The following is a 24566-nucleotide window of genomic DNA, read 5'->3' as shown; positions in this document are numbered from 1 at the left end:
AGAAAAACAGAACAGGCTCAGAAGTTGAAGTTTATGTCCTTCATCAGCTGGTCGTAGAACTCCTCCCTGTAGAGCTCAGGATAGCGTGTTATGTACTCGTATTGCTTCCTTATGATGTTATAGTGGTTCCTCTCCATATCACCGAGCATCTCAAGGATCAGGCGGGTCTTTTCTGTTGCGGCGTAGCCCGCAAGCTCCCTGTAAAGCTTTTCGCTCACGACTTCGGCCTCCATGGCAACCTCGTAGATTTCATCCACGTTAATGTCGGGCTTCTTTATAGCCTCCCCCATCTTTTCCGCTATTACCTTGAACTCCCCCATTATTTCTATGTCTATCTTCCTGGGCTCTGTTCTCTCCCCGATGAACCTCTCGGCCATCTTCTCGATTATCCCCCTGTGCTTATCCTCCTCTCTGGCCAGGAATAGAATCTCATCCCGTATTATGTCGCTCTTAACCATAGAAGCCAGCTTCTCGTAGGCCTCCTTTGCTCTGATCTCCGCACTGGCGGCAATCTCAAAAACTTCTTTATCGGTTACTTCCATTGACATCACCATATATACCTCGATTTTAAGTTTATTAACACTTTCGGAAATTAGACTTTCCCATGTCCTGAACATTCTGCGGGTGGATGAATCCTTGCAGGCATTCTCACATGAGAACACACTGACCTCCTCCCTTTGCGGGGGGAGGTTTGAGGGGTCTCATTCAAACCCAAGATAAAGCGGATCTTCGGCCGGTCAAAAATTCAAATTCCGAGCCCATAGGAACTAAGGTATGCAGCAATCATCAGATTGGATGATGTTTAGACAAAAAACTTCCGGATAAGTTTAAATACCCCTGCACACATTCTTCTTTCTCAGGAAGGAGGGAATCGATATGAAAGGAAAGAATACTGCAGGAAGACTGAAAGATGTATGCACCCGGACGAGCTTTGTGGAGACATCCACCCTTCTGGTGAGCTACTGCCATCATCATTGACTGTTCTACCGTATTCAGCCCAGCCTCTATCATCGAGGGGACATTTTCATCACAGGTTTTGGAGGGATTAGTGTGAGAAAGGATTTATTTTCGGAATCAGGGAGATTGGCGGATATTACGAAGTATTTAAGGCGCACATTCGAGCTCTGGGGATACAGGGAGGTGTTCCTTCCCGCGGTGGAGGAGTTCAGCGGGAACTTAAGGAAAGGCACGAAGTTTGCATACAACAACGGTTTCTATGTAATAAAGCCTGATCTGACGTCGCAGATACTCGCAAACCTCAAGGAGCCGAGGAGGATGAAGCTTTACTACATAAGCGAAGTTCTGAACGGAGGGATTAGGGGAAAATGGCAGGCGGGGGTTGAGTTTATTGGAGGAAAAGACATCCAAATGCAGGTTGAGGTGCTTTTGACTGCCATAACATCCCTTGAGGCACTGGGCATTGAGGACTTCTACATTGATGTCGGGAGTCTGAAGGTCTGGGAAGACTCAATGGAGGGCATCGAGGAATTCAGGGGGGAGGTGTTCGAAGCACTGACGAGGAGAAACTTCGGAATAATCGAGAGGCTGCCGATTGGTGGGGAGAAGAAGGAGGAGCTCTGGCGTCTCTTCAACTTCCGCGGAAAAAGATGCAGATACGGGAAGCTCAACGAGATTGTTGATGCGGTGGATGATGAGCGGGTCTTCATAGACTTCGGCACTATAAGGCCCCTCCCCTACTACAGGGACATAATTTTTGAGATATACTCTCCCAGACTTGGAAAGCCCCTTGGGGGAGGAGGGGAATACACTTTCAAGGGAACCGATGCCTTTGGATTTGCCTTTGACCTGAACGCCCTCTCGAAGCTCTTCGACGGCAGAAAAATGGAGAAGAGCCGGAAGAAAGTGAGCGGGGATCTGAGGGAGGCATACAGGCTTGCAAGGGAGCTCGTAAAGCTCGGTATTCCTGTGGAGGTGGGAGAATGAGGTTCGTTCTTCCAAAGGGAAGGCTGTTCAAAGGATCCCTCGAAATCCTGAGGAAAGCAGGGGTTGAGCTAAAACCTCCAGAAAACAGGGAGCTGATAGTAAAAAACGGGAAGTACGAGCTTCTCCTTGCAAGATCCTTTGATGTGCCGGTTTATGTTGAGCACGGGGTGGATGTTGGCATAGCCGGAAGCGACGTGGTCGAGGAGAGGGAGAGCGACGTTCTTATCCCCCTTGAACTGCCCTTTGGAAAGTGCCGCCTGAGCCTGGCCATGCCCGCGGAAAGCCTCACCGAAATCGAAGATATGGAGGGCTTCAGGATCGCCACGAAATATCCAAACATTGCAAGGAAGTTCTTTGAAAGAAGGGGGGTGGATGTTGAGGTAATAAAGCTCCACGGGAGCATAGAGCTCGCCCCAAAAATCGGGATTGCTGATGCCATCGTTGACATAGTCGAAACGGGGAACACGCTAAGGGCAAACGGTCTGGTTGAGGTCGAGAAGATAATGGACGTTTCCGCCCTGCTTCTGGTCAACAGGGTCTCTCAAAAGGTTAAGTTTGAGGAGATAAACCGGCTCGTTTTAAAGCTTAAGGAGGCTGGTAGGAATGACGTTTGATCTGGAGAAATATGTTGGGGATGTATTGAGGGATATCAGGGAGAGGGGCATTGAGGCCGTTAGGGAGTACTCAAGGAAGTTTGACGGCTACGATGGGGAGTTCCCTGTGAGTGAGGAGGAGTTCGAAGAGGCCGAGAGGCTGATCCCGGAGGAGGATAAGCGGATAATCGCGAGGACCATCGAGCGCATCAGGGAGTACCACGAGAGGCAGCTTGAAAATGATAAGCTCTACATAAAGAACGCATCGCTTTACGGCATAATCTACAGGCCGATCAGGAGGGTCGGAATCTACGTCCCCGGAGGAAAGCCCCTCCCCTCATCGCTCATAATGACCGCGGTTCCTGCAAGGATAGCCGGCGTTAGGGAGATAGCCGTTGCAATACCGCCCAAAAACGGCAAAATCAACCCCTACGTCCTCTACGTCGCAAAGCTCCTCGGCATTAGGGAGGTTTACAAGCTCGGCGGAATTCAGGCTATAGCGGCGATGGCCTACGGCATTGGGATGAAGAGGGTGGACAAAATCTTTGGGCCGGGCAACAAGTTCGTGAACGAGGCAAAGAGGCAGGTCTTCGGTGTCGTGGGAATAGACAGCCTGGCCGGGCCATCGGAGATAGCCATCATAGCCGATGAAAGCGCGAATAAAGACTATGTCCTTGCGGACCTGCTCTCCCAGCTGGAGCACGGGAAGGACTCAAAGGCATGGCTCCTCACGACTTCAAAGGAATTAGCGGAATACTGCAATAAGGAGGGCGTTGAGGTCGTTTTGTGCGAAAGCCTAGAGGAGTGTGCCCAAAAAGCCAACGAAATAGCTCCGGAGCACCTTGAAATAATCACAAAGGAGCCCCTGAAGTTGGTGGACTTAATAGAAAATGCCGGGGCAATTTATCTTGGGGAATACACACCCGTTCCAGCGGCGGACTACTTCCTCGGCGTAAATCACGTCCTCCCAACGGGCGGAGCGGCCAGGTTCAGCGGCGTTTTAACGGTCATGGACTTCATGAAGAGGATAAGCCTGGCCTACGTGAGCAGGGAGGAGTTTTTGCAAGAGAGGTATTTGGGAATTCGCCTGGCGGAGATAGAGGGCATGGAGCAGCACAGGAGGAGCATGGAGGTGAGAAGATGAGACGCAAAACAAAGGAAACGGACATAACCGTTGAGCTCGGCAGTGCGGGAGGAATAAAGACCGGCGATAGGGTCTTTGACCACCTCCTTACCGCTTTATTCTTTTACATGCAGCAAAATGTCAGCATCAAGGCGAACTATGATTTAAGGCACCACCTCTGGGAGGACTTGGCCATTACGCTCGGGGAGGAGCTCAGGGAGAAAATTAAGGGCAAAAAGATAGCGCGCTTTGGGAATGCAATAATGCCCATGGACGATGCTCTCGTGCTCGTTGCGGTCGACATATCGGGAAGAGCCTATGCCAGCGTTGAGCTCGCTCCGGAGGAGAGCGAGGAGGGATTTGAGCTCACATTGGTTAGGGAGTTCCTATGGGCCCTGGCGAGGAGCCTCAACGCCACCATACACGTGAAGCAACTGGGTGGGGTGAATGCCCACCACGTCATCGAGGCGGTATTTAAGGGGCTCGGTGTTGCCCTAAGGCTGGCTTTAAGCGAAAGTGAGCGTCTGGAGAGCACCAAGGGGGTGCTGTAGTGATAGCGATAGTTGATTTAGGGATTGGTAACCTGGCCAACGTGAGAAAAGCTTTAGGTGGAGTGATCACGAGCGACCCCTACGAGATTGAGAGGGCCGAAAAAATAGTTTTGCCCGGCGTTGGAAACTTCGGGGCTGTAATGGAGAGGCTTGAGCCGCTAAGGGGGGTCATCCTGGATGCCATAAACGACGGGAAGCCGTTCCTCGGCATATGCCTTGGACTTCAGCTGCTCTTTGAAGAGAGCGAGGAAAGCCCGGGAAGCAGGGGGCTTGGCGTGTTTGAAGGCAAAGTTGTGCGCTTTAGAGGCGTCAGAACGCCGCACATCGGATGGAATCAGGTGTGGCAGAAGAAAGAATGCAGGCTCTTTGAAGGCATAAAGGACGGGGCTTACTTCTACTTTGTCCACTCCTACTATGTAACTCCCAAAGACGGCGGCATAGTCGCGGGAGTTACGGATTATCACTCGAAAGGGAATGAAGTGGTCTTTACGTCGGCGGTCTGTAAGGATAATGTCTTCGGGGTTCAGTTCCACCCGGAAAAGTCGAGCAAAAACGGATTGAGGCTTTTAAAGAACTTCAGGGGGCTTTGAGATGAGGGTTTATCCAGCGATTGATTTAATGAATGGAAAGGCCGTGCGCCTTTATAAGGGCAGGAAGGAGAGCGTGAAGGTTTATGGAGACCCGGTAGAGATAGCTAAGGGTTTTGCCGGGCTTGTGGACAGAATCCACATCGTTGACCTTGACGGAGCCTTTGAAGGAAAGCCCCAAAACCTCGACGGCGTGAGGAGGATAATAGAGGAAACCGGATTGAAGGTTCAGTTGGGGGGAGGCTTCCGCTCCTACGAAAGCATAGCGGAGGCCTACTCAATAGGCGTTGAGAACGTCATAATAGGAACGAAGGCCTTTGATCTGGAGTTTTTAGAATGGATAACAGAAGATTTTGAAGGAATTACTATTAGCTTAGATGCCAGAGGCGGAAGGATAGCGGTGAAGGGCTGGGAGGAGGAGAGCTCCATAACCGTTGAAGAGGCTTACGGGATGCTCAAAAAGTACGTTGACAGGTTCATCTACACGGCAATTGAGAAGGACGGCACACTGACGGGAATTGAAAGGATAGAGCGCTTCTGGGGTAGAGAGGAGTTCATCTATGCCGGCGGCGTCTCAAGCGTTGGGGATGTGCTGAAGCTTAAAGAGATTGGATTTTCTGGCGCAATAGTTGGAAAAGCCCTTTATGAGGGCAAGGTTACTTTAGAAGAGCTGTTAAATGTCTTGGGTGATTGAGATGTTGGCTAAGAGGATTATCGCGGCTCTGGACATAAGGGAAGGGAGAGTTGTTAAGGGAATAAAGTTTCAGAACATTCGCGACGCTGGAGATCCAGTAGAGCTGGCGAAGCGCTACGAGGAGGAGGGGATAGACGAGATAGTATTCCTCGACATTACGGCATCTTACGAGAAAAGAAGAATTCTATTCGATTTGGTGAAGCGCATTGCGGAGGAGATTTACGTCCCCTTCACCGTTGGAGGCGGGATTAAGAGCGTTGAGGAGATCAGGGAGATAATAAAGAGCGGAGCAGATAAAGTTTTTCTCAATACGGCGGCAGTTGATAACCCGGAGCTCGTCAGGGAGACGGCGGAGGTCGTCGGGAGTGCAAATCTGGTCATAGCAATTGACGCAAAGTGGAACGGGAAGTTCTGGGAGGTCTACACTCACGGCGGGAGGAAGGCGAGAGGGATGGATGCTGTGGAGTGGGCAAAGGAGGTTGAAAAACTTGGAGCCGGCGAGATTCTGCTCACCTCAATGGACACGGACGGAACGCAGGAGGGCTTTGACATACCCCTAACTAAAGCAATAGTCGAAGCCGTTGATATTCCAGTTATTGCCTCCGGGGGTGCCGGAAGCCCGGAGCACTTCTATGAGGCGTTTAAAATCGGCGCAAGCGCGGCTCTGGCCGCATCAATCTTCCACTATGGGAAATACACGGTTAGGGAGCTCAAGGAGTATCTGGCGGGGAGGGGTGTGAATGTCAGGCTTGAGTGAGCTTATAAATCAGATTGACTGGAGGAAGAACAACGGGATTGTCCCGGTAATTGTGCAGAGCGTTGATGGGGAAGTTTTGACTTTAGCCTATATGAACGAGGAAGCTTTGAAAAAGACACTTGAGACGGGCTATGCCCATTACTACTCAAGGAGCCAGAAGAGAATCAGGATGAAGGGGGAGGTCAGCGGGAACGTCCAAAAGGTGAAGGAGATAAGAATAGACTGCGACAGCGACGCTTTGCTTTTGATAGTTGAGCAGGTTGGTGCAGCCTGCCACACCGGCAACTACTCCTGCTTCTACAGGAAACTGGGGGAGCCTGAAAAAACGGTTGGCGGGATAGACTACTCTCTAACGGTGCTGAGGGAGCTTGAGGAACTTATAAAACAGAGAAAAGAAAAGCCCGTCGAGGGTTCATACACCTCAAAGCTGTTCAGAGAGGGGAAGGAGGAGATATACAAGAAATTTGGGGAAGAGGCGGTGGAAGTTCTTGTTGCAGAAGGAAGGGAGAGGATAATTTACGAAACGGCCGATTTGCTCTACCATCTGCTGGTTTTGCTGGCGTATAATGACATAAGCCTCGGCGAAGTTACGGGCGAACTGAGGAGGCGGAGAAGGTGAGGATTAGTGAGGTGGTTAAGGGCTTTGAGCCGTACAGGGTTTTAGAGGGGGACTACAGAATCTGGCTCGATAAGAACGAGAACCCCTTCGACCTGCCGACGGGGATTAAGGAAGAGCTCTTCGAAGAGCTTAGAAAGCTAAGCTTCAACCGCTATCCTCACATAACCTCAATGCCCCTGAGAGAGGCTATAGCAGAGTTCTATGGGCTTAGCCCGGAAAACATTGCTGTAGGAAACGGTGCGGATGAGCTAATAAGCGATCTTATCAAACTCTTCGAGGGAGATTACGTTGTAGTAACTGCCCCAACATTTGGTATGTATGAATTTTATGCAAAGCTGAATGAAATTCCTGTCGTAGAAGTTCCCCTTAATGAAGGATTCATTATGAACGGCGATGAAATTGCTGAAAAAGCTGAAAAAGCGAGCATTGTTTTCATAGCCTCTCCGAACAACCCAACTGGAAATGTTCAGCCAAGGGAAGAAATACTTAAGGTTCTTGATACCGGCGTTGCGGTTGTTGTAGATGAGGCATACGCGGAGTTTTCAGGAAAAAGCTGCATTGACCTGCTCGATCAATATGAGAACCTCATAATACTCAGAACATTTTCAAAAGCATTCAGCCTAGCTGGGGCGAGAGTTGGATATATGTTGGCAAGCGAAGAAATTGTTGATGCACTATATCGCATAAAGTCACCCTTCAGTCTGAATGTGCTTACAATGATAACTGCTAAGGTGATGTTAAACAACTATGATCTGGTTAAACAGAACATCAATTACATAATTAAAGAGCGCGAGCGCATCTATAAAGAGTTCAGGGATTACGCCTATCCAAGCGAGGCAAACTTCCTGCTCATGCGCCTGGACGCCTATGAGTTCCTCCTTGAGAGGGGAATTGTTGTGAGGAGGCTCGGCGGGCGGTTAAAGGGGCACATAAGGGTAACCGTCGGCAAAAAGGAAGAGAACGACGAGCTTATTAAAGCGTTGAAGGAGTTTTTGGAGGCCGAGCAATGAAGTGGATTATCTTCGACGTTGACGGCGTTCTCATAGATGTGAGCGAGAGCTACGACCTAGCAACAAAGCTGACAGTTGAGCACTTCCTGAGGGAGCTCGGCAGGGAAAGGGAAATTGACTTGGAAATCATAAGGAAGCTGAGGAGAAAAGGGGCATTCGGGGATGACTTTAAGGTCAGCGAAGCCTTAATAGCATTTGCAGTGAGCGGCGATGTGGAAGAACTCGTTGAGCGCTTTCTGGAAGGAGAAGGCATAGAATGGATAAGAAAACGGTTAGGAACCATTGTTAAACCTGATGAAATCGAAAGGGTTTTCAACACCTTTTACCTGGGCGAGCGCTTTAAAGGGAGAGCCTTTGATTTCGACGGCCTCTGGAAGAGGGAGAGACCCATCGTAAGGAGGGAGCTCCTTGAAAAAGCTGGAGAAAGGTTTAAGCTCGGCGTTGTGACGGGGAGGAGTGCGCTTGAGCTCAAACTGGCCGAGGAGCTCATAGGGTTCCACTTTGAGAATGCCGTAACGAGGGAGCTCTATGTAAAGCCGGACCCCATGGCGCTCTGGCACCTGGTTAAGGGAGAGAGCGGGGTTTATATCGGTGACACTGTGAACGACGGCCTTTTGGTGGAGAACTACAAAAAAGCGTATGGAAAGGACTTTGGCTTTTTGATGGTCGGCAGGGATGCGCGGGACGTGAATGATGCATTGGAAGAGATTTTAAACTCCTTTTAATTCCCTCAAAGCCGTTTTTAATACCTCCATCGCTTTCAGGTATTCTCCCAAGTTTAAGCGTTCATAGGGGGTATGATCCAATTTGGAATCGCCTGGACCATAAGCTACCGCATCGACCCCAAATCTAGGAGCCAGGATGTTCATATCCGCTGTTCCGCTCTTCTTTTTCAGCCTTGGTTTTGCACCATTTTTTCTTATAGCCCTAACAAAAGCCCTAACCAGCGGACTTTTTGTGGATACCTCATAAGCGGGAACAGAATCTAAAATTTCTCCTTCAATCGGGGCTTCATAGCCAGTAGGTGTTCTGATATTAATTATCATCTCTCCGTAAAAGTCAAAATCCCTCTCATAGGCCTCAAATCTCAAAATCCTCCCGCTTGGCTTATTAAAACCTTCACCAAAATTTCTGCTTATTTCGAGCCACTTTTCGATTAACTTTTCCGCGGCTCCTTTTGAGCTTAAACTCCCATGGAATTTCTCAACCTCCTCCACAAACTTCACGGTTAAACTTCCCTTATAAGCGATTGTAACCCCGTCAAAGCCGCTCGGCTCCCCAATAATTATAAAATCTGGCTCTGGAATATTCAAATTTCTGGCACCTTTTGAAAATCCTTCTTCATCGACCAGGCCAGCGAAAATTAAATTTGCCTTGCTTTCAGTGAATGCAAAAAAGAAAGTTGCCAAAGGTCCTTTGGCATCAACACTCCCCCTTCCCCACAGATAGTTATCCTCTACCCGGACGGGGATTATACCAGGGACGGTATCCATGTGGCCGGCCAGAAGTATTCTGCTTCCTTTTCCTTCCTTTTCTGCTATGACGTTTCCCACTTCATCAATGTATGCCTCGACGCCAAAACTTTCGAAACTCTCCATTAGGAACCTGGCCACATCTCCCTCTCCGCCGCTTGGGCTGTAGATGCCAACAAGCTCTTTCAAAAACTCAATTTTCTCCTCTTCGCTAATCATTAAGCACACCCTCAACGGTTTCTTTGACCCGGAGCATCTGCTCCTTTGTAATTATCAGTGGAGGTAAAAGCCTGATCACCCTGTTCCCGGCGGTGTTTACCAATAATCCCCTCTCTTGGAGCATTTCCACGTATTTTCCCGCATTTTCCTTCAAAAGAACTCCGAGCATCAAACCTTTACCTCTCGTCATTATTACTTTGTCTCCTTCTACAATTATGCCCTTCTCCTTGGCTTTCTCTATGAGCTTTTCTCTCCTCAAAATCTTCAATGTCGTTGCCATTGCCTTGCAGGCGAGAGGATTTCCTCCAAAAGTTGAGCCGTGTTTTCCTCTCGGGATGTCGAAGTTGGTTAGTGCTACTCCAACTGGAATTCCATTTGCCAACCCCTTGCCCATTGCAACTATATCTGGTTGAACTTTGTAGTGTTCTATTGCAAGGAACTTCCCAGTTCTAAAGGCGCTTTGAACCTCATCAACTATTAGCAAAGCTCCCTTATCTTGGGTTAAATCCCGTAAGGTTTTGATAAACTCCTCTTTTGCGGGAATTATTCCACCTTCTCCTTGGATCGGTTCAACTATCACAGCGGCGGTTTCTTTACTTATGGCAGCTTTTGCGGCTTCAACATTGTTAAAGGGGATGTGCTTAAAGCCCGGGACTAACGGCTCAAACCCTTCCCTGTATTTTTTCTTCCAGGTTGCACTTAGAGAGCCAAATGTTCTCCCATGAAAGGCTTTTGTCATTGCTATTATCTCTTTTCTACCGGTATAAAGGCGGGCAAACTTTAAAGCTGCTTCAACGGCCTCAGTTCCGGAATTTCCAAAATAGGCATATTCAAAGCTGAGGAATCTGGAGAGTTCCTCTAGGGCTTCATCTTTCTCCTCGTGATGGAACATGGGGCCGGCAACCACAAGCTTTTTCATCTGCTCGCTTATTGCACTCGCCAGCTCTTCATTTGAGTGCCCCAGTATAGCCACGCCAATTCCAGCTATGGCATCGAGGTATTGGTTTCCATCTTCGTCCCAAACATAGACGCCTTTCCCCTTAATGAGCTTCAGTCTTTTTCTGTAAAGATTCATCTCTCTCATTCAATCACCGTCCTGCCGTTTAAGCCCTGGATGATAACCTTTTTGACACCACCTTCAAGCGCATCTCTTGCCATAAGCAGTTTCCTCTTCATTCCCCCTCTTGCAAATGGAAGGAACTCTCCAAGCTTATCAGCCTTTATTTTATCCACAACGCCTCCATTTACCAAAAAAGCAGTATCCGACAGGAATACCAGCTCGCTGGCTCTTAAAGCAAGGGCTACCTCCTTTGCAAGCTTGTCCCCATCAACGTTTAAGGGCTCAAATACTTCACTCATGGCTATTGGAGCTATAACGGGAACTCCGATATCCATTAGCTTAATTAGAGTATTAGCATCAACGCTCTCTATTTTTCCAGAGTAATCGTCCCTGATTACAACTCTTTTACCTTTTATCACAGCTTTAATTATCCTCTTCCTCTTAGCCTTTACAACTCCAAAGTCGAGACCGCTCAAGCCTATGGCATTGATTCCTTCACTTTGAAGGTAAGCCACGATATCCTTGTTGGCTTTCATTACAGCCATTAAATATACTTCAAGTACCTCCTTTGGGGTGTACCTGAACTCAACTCCGGAAGGGCTTGTTAGTTTCTTAACCTTAATCCCAAGCCTTTCACATAGAGCATCAACATAATCAGAACCACCGTGAACAATTAAATCTGCCCTGAGTTCAAATTCTTCAAGTTTATCCAAAACACTTCCTCCGATTTTAAGGATTCTCATCTTCCCCACCTAAATTGGATAAACCGGTAGATAATTCAAGCCGAGAGTTTCCTCCAGTCCAAAGGCTATGTTCATGTTTTGCACTGCCTGTCCAGCACCGCCTTTAATCAGGTTGTCCAGCGCTGAAAGGAGAATCACCCTTTGATTTTTCTCATCATAAGCGAAACCGATATCAACGAAATTGCTTCCTATCACATATTTTGGATCAGGTAACCGCTGCATTCCTCCTTTTTCCTTGATTATCCTTACAAACGGCTCTTTTAAGTAAGGGAAATACCTTTTGTAAAGCTCCTTTTCGGTGGTCTCCATCTTGAAGTATATCGTTGCTAAAAGCCCTCTTACTAAATCAACGGAATGAACGGTAAACTGGGCAGTAATTTTGGTTTCTTGCCTTACCTCAGCCTCGTGTCTGTGATGGAATGGTTTGTAAATTCTAACAACATTGCTCCTTTCGGGATGAATGCTTGCCACGTTTTCCCTTCTTCCTCCAGCACTTGAGCTAACCTTTAAATCCACTATCGCCTCATCGACCTCTCCCTTGAATGGATACAATGCTAAGATTACGGCCGTTGCATTGCAGCCGGGATTTGCTATAAGCTCGGCTTTTTTGATTTCTTCTCTATGAATTTCCGGCAAGCCGTAAACAAACTCACCTATAAGCTCTGGTCTTAAATGCGCTCCATAGTATTCTTCGTAGAGGTTTAGGCTTACTCTAAAGTCTGCGCTTAGGTCAATTATCCTGGCACTTTCCATATACTCATCAATTATTTTCACCGAAGTCCCGTGTGGAACGGCTAAAAATATCACATCCGCATCAAAGTTGTGGTTATTGGTAAACCTAAGGTTCAGCCCCCTTAAATTTGGATGAACTTTGTGGATTTTCTTCCCATTATAGCGCCTTGATGTTACCGCACTTATCTCAACTTCGGGATGCATTGCCAGGAGTCTAACCAGCTCTCCTCCAATGTAGCCGCTTGCCCCAACGACAGCCGCTTTTATCATCTTTTAGCCACCTCAACGGCATACTCAACGATTTTCTTGGCCACATCAACACCGGTAGCCCTCACCACGTTTTTGAACTCCATAGCGGGGTTAACTTCATTAACGAGCAGTCCTCTATCGCTCTCAAAAATGTCTATTGCTAAAGCCCCCTCACCAAAGGCTTCCCATGCCCTAATAGAAATCTCCCTAACCTCTTCATCTTGACATGGAACCGCTTTTCCTCCCCTTGCGGTGTTGGTTACCCAGTGACTGGAATATCTGTAAATGGATGTTACAAATTCTCCTCCAATAACGTGACTCCTAATGTCCCTGCCTGGCTTTTCAACGTATTCTTGGAGGTAGTAAACTTTGTAAAGAGGATTTCCCATCCACTGTCTGTGTTCGAGGATTCCTTCAGCTGCATCCACATCGTTTATTTTGCTAACCATTCGTCCCCAGCTTCCAAAGACAGGCTTCATAACCACGGGATAACCAATTTTTTCCATTGCCTTTATTGCACTTTCTTTATCAAATGCAGCGCTCCACCTCGGCACCGGGACCTTTTTGCTAAGCTTTAGAGTTGCAAAAAGCTTATCGCCCGCCTCGAGGATTATGTTGAACGGATTGACCGTTGGAATTCCATGGCTTTCAAAGAGCTTTGCCGTATATAGGGCTTTGAAGTGGCTGACATTCCTTATTATCACCACATCGAGATCAAAGTTTTCCGGAAAAATTGCTTCACTATCATGAAGCATAACCACTTCTCCAAACTCCTTTGCCCTATCTCTGAGCATTTTTTCCTCTTGCCGCATTATCGTGTACGTTATGCCTATTCTCATCCTTCAACCTCCGGTTCGGATCACTCCCCCCAGTCTTCTTCCACCTCGGGGAGTTCCTCAAGGATCACTGGCTCCAGACCAACAACTTCAAGCTCGGAGTTGCAAATGGGGCATTCAACTATCTCGTGGAGTTCTACGCTCCCGAGTTCTATCTCCGCTCCACAAACTGGGCATTCAACCATCTTTCCACCTCCATTTTCATGTTTTCAATTCGCATGACATTTGGAAGATTTAAATCTTTTTTGTAATATTTAATTTTGAATTTCTAAATTTTGTATCAAATGTAACATTATTTCATAAATAGTGTAGGAAGTGTATTGATTCTTATCTCCTCAACCCAGAGCTCATCCCATTCCATTGGATCAATCTCCTGATCATCAATTTCTGAGATTATTCCGTTTACGACATCTTTAGTCATTGCATTTCCCCCCAGATCAGGTGTTAAATCGCCTTTTCTCACATAATTTTTGACAGCATTCCAAACTACCCAACCACCTAAACCCAAATAATCCAAGAGCATGGCACCGCTCAAAACAGCCCCGATTGGATTTGCTACTCCTCTCCCGGCTATATCTGGTGCACTCCCATGTATGGGCTCAAATAAAGCTATTTCTTCTCCATAGTTCCCTGATGGGATAATCCCAATGCTCTTTGCATGTATTGAGGCTAAATCCGAGAGGATATCACCAAAAAGATTTTCGCTCAGTATTATTCTGTGCTGCCAAGGTTTTCTGACGAGCTCTATGGTAAAAGAATCAACGATTTTCTCATTAACTTTGATCCCTTCTCTTTCCGCCAAGCTCAAAACGATTTTTCTGAAGAAGCTATCACCTCTTAAAATGTTTGCTTTGTGAACAAAGGTAATTTCTTTGAAGTTTTTGTCTTTTGCTAATTCTATTGCAAATCTTGCTATCCTCTCCGCTCCTTCCTTCGTTATCACCCTGAAATCGGCAACTCTGTCAGTATTAATCTCACACTCTCCGGAGTATAGCCCTTCGCTATTTTCCCTTACTATGTACATTTCCCTACCTCTCCAGAGGTCCGGGATAATTCTCAAATTAGCGTAGAGGTTAAGCTCCTTTCTCAAAGTAAGGATCAAGCTTCTGTAATCTGGGACATCAAAGGGCGTTGATGTAGCTCCAAATAAGACTGCATCCATCCCCCTTATCTCTTCCAGATCCTCCTCTCTTATTGGGACTCTATATCTTTTAAATACTTCAAAGCCACCCTCAAACTCAATGAACTCTATTCTATCAGTTACCGCATTTATGACTTCAATTGCAGCGTTTGTAACCTCAACTCCGATGCCATCTCCTTTTATCACTGCTACTTTATACACAGGTCTCCCCTCCATCCCACGTATTCAACTATTCCCCCGCTCTCAACTATCTCGAAGAGGAATCCATCCAAGGGCTTAAACTTCCTTACTTCGTCACCTTTTCTCACGATTCCCCTTTTCCAATCGACCTCTATCTCATCCCCATCGTTCAGCCAATCCGTGTCGCCAGTTAGGAGGGGAATACCCAAGTTGATGCAGTTGCGGTAGAATATTCTCCCAAAGGATTTCGCTAGTATTCCACTAATCCCAGCGGCTTTTAATGCTAAAGCGGCTGATTCCCTCGAAGAGCCTATCCCGAAATTTTTTCCACCCAAAATGACATCTCCCTTCTTCACCTCCACAGAGAACTCCGGTCTTATTTCCATGAATGCTATTTTTGCAAGCTCTTGCGGGTCTTTTGTCAGGTTATATCTCCCAGGGGTTATTGCATCAGTTGAGATGTTATCCCCAAATTTCCACGCCTTCATACCCATAGCACATCCCCCTATAGCCATTGTATTCCCTCAGTACATCTCTCCATTTATTTCGCCAGCCTTTCCAAAGGCTGTTCCATACCCTCATAGCACATCCTCCGGATTTGTTATCTCTCCATAAACTGCACTCAGGGCTGCAGTAACAGGGCTGGAGAGATAAATCCTGGCATCTGGAGAACCCATTCTTCCCCGGAAGTTTCTATTGGTCGTGCTTAGGATCACTTCTCCATCCCCTGCCACTCCCATATGCCTGCCCAGACAAGGACCACATCCCGGGGGCAAAATAACCGCACCGGCTTCACCCAATATTTGGGCTATGCCTTCCTCGATCATCTGAAGGTAGATTCTCCTTGATGCAGGTGCAATAAACGTTCTAACGCTAACTTTTTCGCCTTCAAGAATCTCCGCCACCATTCTAAAGTGTTCGATTCTTCCGTTTGTACATGAACCTATGAAAACTTGGTCAATTTTTTGAGTAACCTCCTCAGCCCTTTCAACGTTGCTTGGATGATGGGGTAAAGCAATGAGGGGCTCAATTTCACCAAGCTCTATTGTGAGTTCTCTCAGATAAGTTCCATCCCCTTCAAAGAGTCCATTGTCTAAAAGGGCAGTTTTCGCATTTGTCTCAACGCTGAAATTTGCTATCGTCATTTTTTCGTCAATTGGAAAATCGAGATTTCCAAAGAACTCTAAGGCTTTATAATTCATGTCAAAGTCTCTCAGCAGTTCAATCAAGCGTAGCATCAAATCCATTGCCGTTACATTTTTGCTTAGCCTTCCTTCAAGATTCACTCTAACACTTTCCGGAACTCTAAACCATGTTTTACCTAGGCCCAACGCTATAGCTGTATCAGTTGCTCCCATTCCCACCGCAAAGACCCCAAATGCTCCCAAGGTTGGTGTATGAGAATCAGCTCCAACTATTATTTCCGCTCCATCCAGAAGTCCTTCTTCCGGAACGACTTGGTGTGATATTCCATAGCCCTCAAAGATTTTAATTCCCTGCTCCTCTGCGAATTCTCTAATCTCTCTCTGGAGATTTGCCACTTTAACGGTTGGGGCTGGATAAACATGATCAAAGAATATGAAAACCCTCTCTGGATTCCTCACTCGTGTGAAAATCCTTCTAAAGGCTTCTATGATTAGGGGCATTGTTCCATCGTGGGCGTAGATTAAATCGATTTCCCTTATCATGGCATCTCCGGCTTTTGCATTCAGCAACTCTTCAACAATTGTCATTCCATTCCCCTCATTTTTCTTGCCTCTTCAAGAAGCCTCTCCTGTGTAAAAACTTCTTGAGAGCTCTTTACGATGCCGAGTAATCTCTCAGTGATTCTGTCATCTCTAATCCCCATTCTTTCTAAGTAAAAGCGTATTGAGTCCCTTCCTGCATATTTGTCTAAATAGATTGTCCTCTCTCGTCCAAAAACTTCTGCTGGCAAAAATTCGTAAAAGCTTGGATCTTTTATCACAGCTGAAACGTGTAAGCCAGCTTTGTGAACAAATGCATTCTCTCCAACTATTGGGTGGTGTCTTTGGGTTTTTATTCCCGTTATCTGTTCTATCAGTTTGCTCAGTCCATAAAGGTTCTCTAATTTGTATTTTCTAATCCTATAATGATAAGTTAAGAGAGTTGAAATCTGGGCAAGGTCAACTATTCCAACCCTTTCCCCTATGCCATTTATGGTTGCATCCACCAACGTTGCTCCAGCCTCAATTCCCATTATTGCATTTGCTAAAGCCAAGCCCAGATCATTGTGACAGTGTACATTGGTTGGAATGCCAAAGCCTACAACTCTTTTAGTTAGCTCGTAGAAATATAATGGATGTGCTGATCCAGTTGTGTCTGCTATGCTTACTCTATCGACTTTAAGCTCTCTTGCAAGGTTTAAAGCCATTTCAAGGTTTTTCCATTCTGTTCTTGTAGTATCTTCGGGAGTAAAACGCACTTTTAATCCATGATCCTTGGCGTATAGTATGGCATTTTCAACCCTTTCCAGAGCTCTTTCAAGGGTTATGCTGAATCTCTTTTGGAGGCATGCATTTGAGAGGCAGAAGAAAATTCCAGCCCAATCTACATTCAAGTCCAAAATTAAATCGACGTCTCTTCTTAACGCTCGTGAGTGTGCCAAGAGGTTTGCCCTTAAACCCTGTTCTGATATCAGTTTTATTCCCTGAAAGACATCTTCACTTACTGCTGGATGTCCCACCTCTATAAAATCAATGCCAAAATCGTCAAGAGCTACAGCTATCCTTAATCTCTGCTCTGGAGTAAAGTTAATCCCCGGTGATTGTTCTCCTTCCCTCAGGGTTGAATCCAAAACTTGTATTTGAGTCCTCCTTAATAGGCATCACCGGATATGGGGTTTGGAAACCACTATATAAACTTTTCGGAAAATTTCCCGATATTCCGAATGAATTTTCATAAATTTTATTAAATACAGAGGATATTTTTATATTATATGCATATACTCGAAAAAATTTCTATACCTCCTAATGTGGGCATTCATACCGCAAGAAAAATTTGATAAATATAAAAAATAATTCAAACGAGCTCTTCTAAGGGTTTGCTAGCGACTCTTTGCAATTTTGGACAGTAATACTCAGAAAGTTCTTTAACCTCAAAACAGTTCTTTTTTGCCCAAGCAAAGGCTTTTGAAAGCTCATAACCCAGATTTGCATTCAGGACTATTGGAATGTTTAAATCAACTGCTGTCCTCCTAACAGGATAATCCTTCTCCTTTGCATAGCCAGAGGTTATAACTAAATCAATCTTGCCCACTTTCATCAGTTCCACAGCCTTTTCTTTGCTTAAAGCATTTCCATAGCTTAAGCTGTCTTCTAAGGTGAAAACATTGTATTCTGAGCTTTCAAGGAGTTTTGCAGTTTCTAATAATGTTGGTACATCCTTGTCATAACTATAAACTAAGATATTTGACTTTGGCATTCTGTTCGGTTTCGCCGAGAGCCAGCTCTTTAAGAGGGCATCCTCAAATTCAAATCCCAAGCTTGCGACTTCTCCGGTAGAGCGCATTTCCGGTCCTAAGAAAGGATAGGCATTTTGAAGCTGAGACCAGGAGAATTGAGGACTCTTAACGGCGAAAGCCTTTGCTGGGATTTCGTGGTATCCGTAATCAATTCCCATGGAGAGTTTTCCATCAAACACAGCCTGAGCCGCTAACTCCATTAAGTTAACCCCCCTCGATTTGCTTGAGAATGGCATTGATCTGCTCGTTCTCAAGTTTAACTCAAGAACGTAGACATCATCATTGACTAAGAACTGTATGTTGAACGGTCCTCTAATTCCTAAAGCCAAAGCAAGCTCTAAAGCGATTTCCTGCATCTTTTTAACTTGCTTGGGTTTTAGATAGCGGTAAGGTGTCACCATCGTAGCGTCTCCACTGTGAACACCAGCTTTTTCTACGTGCTCCAAAGTAACACCGACAACCCTCCTTCCATCTGACACAGCATCTATCTCCGCTTCCATTGCATCCAAGAACTTTGAAACCACAACGGGGTGCTCTGGGGAGACTTTTGCTGCCAAGGATAGGTACTCTTTCAGTTCCTCTTCATTGTAGGCAACTTTCATGGCAGTTCCGCTTAAAACATAACTAGGTCTTATCATTAAGGGATAACCCACTTCATCAGCAAAAGTTAAGACTTCCCCAACGCTCTCAGCTTCAATCCAAGGAGGCTGCTTTATGTTGAGCTTTTCTAGGAGCTTTGAGAACTTAGCCCTGTCTTCAGCGATATCCACACTCATTCCCCTGGTTCCCAAGAGCCTAACTCCATTTTGCTCAAGCTTCTTAGCTAGGGAATTTGCGAGCTGTCCCCCTGCAAAGGTTATAACACCATCCGGATTTTCAAAATTGTAAATATCTAAAACCCTCTCAAGGGTTATCTCCTCAAAGTAAAGCTTGTCGTTAATGTCCCAATCCGTTGAAACTGTTTCTGGGTTGTAATTTAGAACTATAACTTCATAGCCCCTCTTTTTTGCAGCATTTGCAAAGTTCACAACAGCCCAGTCAAACTCCACACTAACCCCAATCCTGAAGACACCTGCCCCCAGAATTAGAACCTTTGGCTTTTCTGTGTAGGGGATGTCATTTTCCTGTGCATCATAGGTCATATATAGATAATTTGTCCTTGCTGGAACCTCTCCAGCCAAGGTGTCTATTTGCTTGACAAAGGGGGTTGATTTTTTAATACCATTCATGGCTCCATTGGATAGGGCCTTTATCTGCTCATCACTGAATCCAAGTTTTTTGGCTTCCCTTATTGTTTCTTCACCTGGATGCCTAAGGGCCTCTGCAATTTTAACGAGATCTTCAATTATGTAGAGATAAAACCTGTCTATTCCAGTGATTTCGTGAATCTCATCAATACTTGCCCCTAATTTCAGGGCTTTTGCAATGTGCATGGGCATGTAAGGCTCGTAGTTCTTGATCCTCTCCATAACTTTTTCCAACGACTCTTCGTTCTCATAATACATCCCTATAAGCTCATCCCCAATCCCCACCATTCGGATGGCTTTTTGAAACGCCTCATGGAGATTCCTTCCTATTGCCATTACCTCCCCAATGCTCTTCATTTCAGTATTTATCTTTCTGTTTGCATTTTCAAACTTCTCCAGATCCCACCTTGGCATTTTAACGACAACGTAATCCAGGCTTGGTTCGAACAAAGCAGTTGTGACCCCGGTTACTCCATTTAAAAGCTCATCCAGTGTATATCCCAACGCCAGTTTTGCCGCTATGTAGGCCAAAGGATAACCGGTAACCTTGCTTGCTAAAGCAGATGAACGGCTCATCCTTGGATTTGTCTCGATTATGTAGAACTCCTCTGATTTGGGATCTAAGGCTAGCTGGACATTGCACTCGCCAATGAGGTCTATAGCTTCTGCCACTTCTATGGCCGCACTCCTTAAGAGTTGATATTCCCTATTTGTCAAAGTTTGAGAGGGAGCAACAACTATGGAATCTCCTGTATGAACTCCCATTGGATCAAAGTTCTCTAAGCATGCTACTGCAACGGCGTTTCCATCTTTATCCCTGACGACCTCAAACTCTATCTCTTTCCATCCCTTCAAATATCGCTCTACCAAAACTTCACCAATCTCACTCTGTGCAAAAGCTCTGAGTATATATCCTTTAAACTCCTCCTCATTCCAGGCAACAAAGGATCCCCTTCCACCCAAGTTAAAGCTGACCCTGACCATGACCGGAAATCCTACCTCCTGAGCCACTTTCAGAGCTTCTTCAACACTTTTAGCGGCTTTGCTTGGAGGTATTGGGAGATTATTTTTGATCATTGTTTCCCTAAACTTCTCCCTATCCAGAGCTTTTTTTATTCCCTCTACAGGCGTCCCAAGAACTCTGATGTTATACTTTTCTAAAATTCCAGAGTCATGTAAAGCTACACCCAAAGATAGAGCACTCTGACCTCCAAAGCCAAGCAAAATTCCATCGGGCTTCTCTTTCTTTATAACCTCCTCCACAGATTTGATATCAAGAGGGAGGAGGTAAACTTTATCTGCCATCTCATGGCTCGTTTGAATCGTTGCGACATTTGGATTGATTAAAATAGTCTCGATTCCCTCTTCTTTTAAAGCCTTTAAAGCCTGACTTCCGCTGTAATCGAATTCAGCAGCTTCACCAATTTTTATTGCTCCAGAACCCAGAACAAGGACCTTAGAAACCATGAGCCTCCCCTTTAACCATCTTTGAAAAAACATCAAAAATCCATGTTGAGTCTAAGGGACCCGGGGATGCTTCAGGGTGAAATTGGGTAGCAATTATCGGCTTGTTTGGATGGTAAATTCCCTCAACGCTTTTGTCATCTATATTAACCATCCAGACTTTAAACTCGTTTAAACTTTGAGCTTTCACAGCATACCCGTGATTTTGAGTTGTTACAAAGGCTTTTCCGCTTTTTAGATCTTTAACTGGTTTGTTAATTCCCCTATGTCCATACTTAAGCTTGTAAATCTCTCCTCCATCTGCCAGAGAGAGTATTTGACTTCCCAAGCAAATACCCATGGTTGGAACGCTGTACTCAATAACTTCCTGAGCTTTTTTTACCAGTCCCTCAAGCAACCCGGGGTTTCCGGGGCCATTGCTTAATAAAATTCCATCCGCATTAAACTCTTCTAAGGCATCAATTGGGTCATGATGATAAGGAATTCTTATTATTCTAAACCCCCTCTTCAAAAGCTCCCTTAGAATTCCATATTTAATACCGCAGTCAACTACAACAATACTCCTGTCAGAGTTTTCAGGTTCATGAAGGATTATCTCCTTCGGAGTAACTTTATCTATAAAATTCATCTCATCGTAGCTCAACTTTTTCACTTTCTCCATAATCTCATCAAGCTCATAATCCCCCACAACCAAAGCTCCCATCATAACCCCCTTTTCCCTTATTTTCTTCACTAAAGCCCTTGTGTCAATTCCTTCTACTCCAGAAACACCTTCTTCTTTGAACCATTCATCTAAACTCTTTTCACTTGCCCAGTGACTTGATTTCATGAGCTTCGAAATTACAAACCCCTCGACTTGTATTTTATCTGATTCGTAGTGAACGGGAATGCCGTTCTCTTTTATTTCTTTGCTTGGAACGCCGTAGTTCCCAATTAATGGATAGGTCATGGTTAAAATCTGCCCCTTGTAAGAGGGATCAGTTAACGACTCTGGATAGCCCACCATTCCAGTTGTGAAAACAACCTCCCCATATTTTATTCCCTCACTTCCAAAGCCTTTGCCCTTAAAAACAGTCCCATCCTCCAGGACTAAGCATGCTTCTTTCATGGGATCACCTCACTTAGCTTGGAAGAATCCTCTTTGAGGCGCTCTTTTGCCAGCGTAATGTATTTCTTAACCATCTCAGGATTCGGAGATCCCAGAACAGGCTTTTTAATTCCCTCTTCCAAGTTTGCTTTGATTCCATAAAGCTCTTCAACTCTGGTATAAAGTTCTTCGACGCTCTTGGAATATTTTATTAGCTTTGCAATCTCCTCATAAATCTCCCTGTAGGGCTTTCCGCCCTTTAGTGAGAGTTTTTCAGCTATGTCAGTTGCTAGAATTGGGAAAATCTCTGAATCCATCAATAACTTTTTCTTATTGACTTCAATCTTTTTGAAGAAGTCCGAGAAAATTCTCAGTGTCTCCAGAGTTTTCTTTAGGATTACTAATGCATGCTTGTTCGCTTCCTGCATGTCTAAATTGTAGCCCGTTGGAAGGGCTTTTAGGATTCCTAACAAAGCCGTTAGATGCCCAATGCTTTCAGCACCCCAGGCTCTAGCTATTTCCATAGTTACGGGGTTCTTCTTCTGGGGCATCATGCTGCTTGTTGCCAGATGCTCTTTGGGCAAAATCAGATAGTCAAACTGGGGGGTTGAAAAGATAACAATATCCTCAGCTACCCGTGATAGGAATACTGATAGATTGACATCCATTGATGAGGCTATACTCAGAAAATCCCTGCTGCTCGTTGCCTTTATTGAATTGAGCACTATTCCGCTAAAAAGCCCCTTAGCCAGCTCTTTCCTATCCAGGGGGACGCTCGTTCCACCAACTGCACCTCCTCCCAAAGGAGAGTTATCAACTATCCCAAGGGCAAAGAACAGGGATTTTGTATAATCGGCCAAGACCTCTTCTATATAGCAAAGGTAGTGGGCAAAAGTCGAGGGTTGTGCCGGCTGTAAATGGGTAAAGGCTGGCATTATTGTGTATACATGCTCTTCCGCTTTTTCCAGAAGGACTTCTCTTAGGTTTATCAATTCTTTTAGCTGCTCAATAAGAAACTTCTTTGTTTTTAGCCTCAAAGCCGCTGAAACATGGTCATTCCTGCTTTTTCCTAAGGCTAAATATCCTTCATCTTTTCCAAGCTTTTCCTTCAAATAAATCTCAATCGCTTCATGTACATCTTCGGCATTAATGAAAAACAATGGCGATGGGGTTTGGAGTAGTTTTTTGAGCTCTTTTAGTATATTATGTCCTTTTTCTGCTGGAATCAGCCCTTGAGCTGTCAGGGCCTTTACATGAGCAATTAAGCTTTCGATGACTTCATTGGCTATCTCTTTATCCTCTTCCATCGAGGAAGTGTAAGTTAAAATATTAAGGTCAGCCTCACCCAACAGGTTTTTCCTATACATAGCACCACCTAACTAACGACCTTCTTTGCCCTCACTGGTGTTGAGGAGGGATATAGAGCTTTTAGCTTGTTTTTTGTACTATAAGCCAAAACGCTCTGCATTCCAAAAAGTTCAATAAAGCCAACTGCTAACTTTTGATCAAAAGTGCTGAACTTCTCATAGGTTGCAAGCTTTGTATCGTAGAGTGCATTCTCCGATTCCCGTCCGACCACAGTAACATTCCCCTTGTAGAGCTTTACTTTTACAGACCCACTGACATTTTCTTCAACTTCATCAATGAATGCATCTAAGGCTTCCCTAAGCGGCTCAAACCAGAGACCGTTGTACGTGAGCCATGCCCATTTTGAATCAACGATTTCTTTAAACTCGAGAACCCACTTTGTGAGAACAAGCTTTTCAAGGTCTTTGTGGGCTTTAATCAGGGTTACTGCAGCCGGTGCTTCATAAACTTCTCTGCTTTTTATTCCGACAGTTCTGTCTTCAATGTGGTCTATCCTTCCAACTCCGTGCTTCCCTGCTGTGAAGTTCAGCGTCTCTATAAGCTCAACTAAGTCCATTTCCTTTCCATTCAAGGCAACTGGAACTCCTTCCTCAAATTCAATTGTTACGTACTCAGGCTTTTCAGGGGTTTTCTCTGGTGAAAGTGTCCACTCAAAAACTTCCTCTGGTGCCTCTTCGGAGGGGTCTTCTAAAATTCCTCCTTCTATGCTCCTCCCCCAGAGGTTCTCGTCAATGCTGTAGATTTTTTCCTTAACGGGAATGCCGTTTTTCTTTGCGTATTCCATCTCCCAATCCCTTGTTAGGCCCCACTCCCTTACTGGAGCGATTATCTTAATCTCTGGATAGAGTGCTTTAACTGCCAAATCGAACCTTACTTGGTCATTCCCTTTTCCAGTACAGCCATGAGCTATCGCATCGGCGTTTTCTTTTTTAGCAATCTCCACTATTTTCTTTGCTATCAAAGGCCTTGCCAAGGCAGTGGCTAAGGGGTAAGCCCCTTCATAAAGGGCATTGGCTTTAATGGCTTTAGTTAAGTATTCCTTCGCAAACTTCCCCTTTGCGTCAATCGTATAGTGCTTTACTGCCCCAAGCTTCAAAGCCTTCTTTTCAATTTTCTTGAAATCATCTGTTTGCCCAACATCCACTGTGACAGTTACTACTTCGGCGTTCAGCTTTTCTTGCATCAGCTTAAGGATAACCGATGTATCCAAACCGCCTGAATATGCTAAAACCACCTTCACTTAAACCACCCAGGCCAAAATAAAAGGAACACTTTTTATATTTTTTGTAATCAATGTGTCAAGATTGAAAAATTTTGTTATAAATGTAACAACAATAAGAATTACGCGGGCTTTTTATAGAAATCTCAATATGGCTTAATACTTGGAGTGCTGCAAAGAGTGACGAAGT

The 24566-nt window shown here is 45.3% G+C and carries 25 protein-coding genes; 10 read left to right on the top strand and 15 right to left on the bottom strand.

The features are described 5' to 3' along the window. Window positions 1–17: 17 nt before the first annotated feature. The gene (locus tag ACYQ27_RS05090) at window positions 18–542 is read right to left on the bottom strand and encodes a ferritin-like domain-containing protein (RefSeq protein WP_460041802.1); all 525 of its coding nucleotides are present in this window, start codon (window positions 540–542) and stop codon (window positions 18–20) included. A 508-nt stretch (window positions 543–1050) separates the two neighbouring features. On the opposite strand from ACYQ27_RS05090, the gene ACYQ27_RS05085 reads away from it, so the two are divergent. From ACYQ27_RS05085 to ACYQ27_RS05040, 10 genes are read left to right on the top strand one after another with little or no spacing between them, the layout of a single operon-like run. Beyond that, entirely contained in the window at window positions 1051–1944 is an 894-nt protein-coding gene (locus tag ACYQ27_RS05085; protein WP_460041157.1) for an ATP phosphoribosyltransferase regulatory subunit, read from the top strand. After that, window positions 1941–2558, top strand: coding sequence for an ATP phosphoribosyltransferase (gene hisG, locus ACYQ27_RS05080; protein WP_456453665.1), 618 nt, complete (start codon window positions 1941–1943; stop codon window positions 2556–2558). The genes ACYQ27_RS05085 and hisG overlap by 4 nt, the downstream gene beginning before the upstream one ends. Continuing rightward, window positions 2548–3681: a histidinol dehydrogenase gene (gene hisD / locus ACYQ27_RS05075; protein WP_460041156.1), complete on the top strand. Its 1134-nt coding sequence runs from the start codon at window positions 2548–2550 to the stop codon at window positions 3679–3681. The genes hisG and hisD overlap by 11 nt, the downstream gene beginning before the upstream one ends. After that, window positions 3678–4211: an imidazoleglycerol-phosphate dehydratase HisB gene (hisB, locus tag ACYQ27_RS05070; protein WP_460041155.1), complete on the top strand. Its 534-nt coding sequence runs from the start codon at window positions 3678–3680 to the stop codon at window positions 4209–4211. The genes hisD and hisB overlap by 4 nt, the downstream gene beginning before the upstream one ends. Continuing rightward, complete coding sequence (gene hisH, locus ACYQ27_RS05065; RefSeq protein ID WP_460041154.1) at window positions 4211–4801, top strand: imidazole glycerol phosphate synthase subunit HisH; 591 nt, start codon at window positions 4211–4213, stop codon at window positions 4799–4801. Before hisB ends, hisH begins: the two co-directional genes overlap by 1 nt. Before the next feature lies 1 nt (window position 4802). Then, window positions 4803–5492, top strand: coding sequence for a 1-(5-phosphoribosyl)-5-((5-phosphoribosylamino)methylideneamino)imidazole-4-carboxamide isomerase (gene hisA, locus ACYQ27_RS05060; protein ID WP_460041153.1), 690 nt, complete (start codon window positions 4803–4805; stop codon window positions 5490–5492). Window position 5493: 1 nt separating this feature from the next. After that, window positions 5494–6249: an imidazole glycerol phosphate synthase subunit HisF gene (hisF, locus tag ACYQ27_RS05055; protein WP_460041152.1), complete on the top strand. Its 756-nt coding sequence runs from the start codon at window positions 5494–5496 to the stop codon at window positions 6247–6249. Continuing rightward, a complete protein-coding gene (gene hisIE / locus ACYQ27_RS05050; RefSeq protein ID WP_460041151.1) occupies window positions 6233–6868 on the top strand; it encodes a bifunctional phosphoribosyl-AMP cyclohydrolase/phosphoribosyl-ATP diphosphatase HisIE in 636 nt (211 codons plus the stop codon). The genes hisF and hisIE overlap by 17 nt, the downstream gene beginning before the upstream one ends. Before the next feature lie 2 nt (window positions 6869–6870). Continuing rightward, entirely contained in the window at window positions 6871–7878 is a 1008-nt protein-coding gene (gene hisC, locus ACYQ27_RS05045; RefSeq protein ID WP_460041801.1) for a histidinol-phosphate transaminase, read from the top strand. After that, entirely contained in the window at window positions 7875–8603 is a 729-nt protein-coding gene (locus ACYQ27_RS05040; protein WP_460041150.1) for an HAD family hydrolase, read from the top strand. The genes hisC and ACYQ27_RS05040 overlap by 4 nt, the downstream gene beginning before the upstream one ends. Here ACYQ27_RS05040 and ACYQ27_RS05035 read toward each other — a convergent pair. The 14 genes from ACYQ27_RS05035 to ACYQ27_RS04970 all read right to left on the bottom strand — a co-directional run bounded on the left by ACYQ27_RS05035 (window position 8589) and on the right by ACYQ27_RS04970 (window position 24397). Further along, window positions 8589–9569, bottom strand: coding sequence for a [LysW]-lysine hydrolase (locus tag ACYQ27_RS05035; protein ID WP_460041149.1), 981 nt, complete (start codon window positions 9567–9569; stop codon window positions 8589–8591). The two genes, ACYQ27_RS05040 and ACYQ27_RS05035, sit on opposite strands and share 15 nt — an antisense overlap. Then, window positions 9562–10644 carry an acetylornithine/succinylornithine family transaminase gene (locus ACYQ27_RS05030; RefSeq protein ID WP_460041800.1) on the bottom strand — a complete coding sequence of 361 codons (1083 nt, stop codon included), beginning with the start codon at window positions 10642–10644 and terminating at the stop codon, window positions 9562–9564. The genes ACYQ27_RS05035 and ACYQ27_RS05030 overlap by 8 nt, the downstream gene beginning before the upstream one ends. Window positions 10645–10649: 5 nt before the next feature. Further along, window positions 10650–11372 (bottom strand): [LysW]-aminoadipate/[LysW]-glutamate kinase, encoded by a 723-nt coding sequence (locus tag ACYQ27_RS05025; RefSeq protein WP_460041148.1) that lies wholly within the window; start codon window positions 11370–11372, stop codon window positions 10650–10652. A 9-nt stretch (window positions 11373–11381) separates the two neighbouring features. Beyond that, on the bottom strand, window positions 11382–12374 hold the full coding sequence (gene argC / locus ACYQ27_RS05020; RefSeq protein WP_460041147.1) for an N-acetyl-gamma-glutamyl-phosphate reductase: 993 nt from the start codon (window positions 12372–12374) through the stop codon (window positions 11382–11384). Beyond that, window positions 12371–13192, bottom strand: coding sequence for a lysine biosynthesis protein LysX (gene lysX, locus ACYQ27_RS05015; RefSeq protein ID WP_460041146.1), 822 nt, complete (start codon window positions 13190–13192; stop codon window positions 12371–12373). Before lysX ends, argC begins: the two co-directional genes overlap by 4 nt. A 20-nt stretch (window positions 13193–13212) precedes the next feature. Continuing rightward, window positions 13213–13374, bottom strand: coding sequence for a lysine biosynthesis protein LysW (lysW, locus tag ACYQ27_RS05010; RefSeq protein ID WP_460041145.1), 162 nt, complete (start codon window positions 13372–13374; stop codon window positions 13213–13215). A gap of 107 nt (window positions 13375–13481) precedes the next feature. Beyond that, complete coding sequence (locus ACYQ27_RS05005) at window positions 13482–14531, bottom strand: isocitrate/isopropylmalate family dehydrogenase (protein WP_460041144.1); 1050 nt, start codon at window positions 14529–14531, stop codon at window positions 13482–13484. Beyond that, the gene (locus ACYQ27_RS05000; protein WP_460041143.1) at window positions 14519–15004 is read right to left on the bottom strand and encodes a 3-isopropylmalate dehydratase small subunit; all 486 of its coding nucleotides are present in this window, start codon (window positions 15002–15004) and stop codon (window positions 14519–14521) included. The genes ACYQ27_RS05005 and ACYQ27_RS05000 overlap by 13 nt, the downstream gene beginning before the upstream one ends. An 84-nt stretch (window positions 15005–15088) precedes the next feature. Beyond that, window positions 15089–16243 (bottom strand): 3-isopropylmalate dehydratase large subunit, encoded by a 1155-nt coding sequence (locus ACYQ27_RS04995; RefSeq protein ID WP_460041142.1) that lies wholly within the window; start codon window positions 16241–16243, stop codon window positions 15089–15091. Then, window positions 16240–17325, bottom strand: coding sequence for a homocitrate synthase (gene lysS / locus ACYQ27_RS04990; protein WP_460041141.1), 1086 nt, complete (start codon window positions 17323–17325; stop codon window positions 16240–16242). Before lysS ends, ACYQ27_RS04995 begins: the two co-directional genes overlap by 4 nt. Before the next feature lie 224 nt (window positions 17326–17549). Next, window positions 17550–20738 carry a carbamoyl-phosphate synthase (glutamine-hydrolyzing) large subunit gene (gene carB, locus ACYQ27_RS04985; protein WP_460041140.1) on the bottom strand — a complete coding sequence of 1063 codons (3189 nt, stop codon included), beginning with the start codon at window positions 20736–20738 and terminating at the stop codon, window positions 17550–17552. After that, window positions 20695–21810 carry a glutamine-hydrolyzing carbamoyl-phosphate synthase small subunit gene (gene carA, locus ACYQ27_RS04980; protein WP_460041139.1) on the bottom strand — a complete coding sequence of 372 codons (1116 nt, stop codon included), beginning with the start codon at window positions 21808–21810 and terminating at the stop codon, window positions 20695–20697. The genes carB and carA overlap by 44 nt, the downstream gene beginning before the upstream one ends. Beyond that, a complete protein-coding gene (gene argH / locus ACYQ27_RS04975; RefSeq protein WP_460041138.1) occupies window positions 21807–23156 on the bottom strand; it encodes an argininosuccinate lyase in 1350 nt (449 codons plus the stop codon). Before argH ends, carA begins: the two co-directional genes overlap by 4 nt. Before the next feature lie 8 nt (window positions 23157–23164). Further along, a complete protein-coding gene (locus ACYQ27_RS04970; RefSeq protein WP_460041137.1) occupies window positions 23165–24397 on the bottom strand; it encodes an argininosuccinate synthase in 1233 nt (410 codons plus the stop codon). Between the last annotated feature and the right edge of the window lie 169 nt (window positions 24398–24566).

This window comes from Thermococcus atlanticus (genome assembly GCF_054657855.1).
The sequence above is the reverse complement of the archived record's forward strand: the minus strand, read 5'-3'. Positions and strand labels throughout refer to the sequence as shown.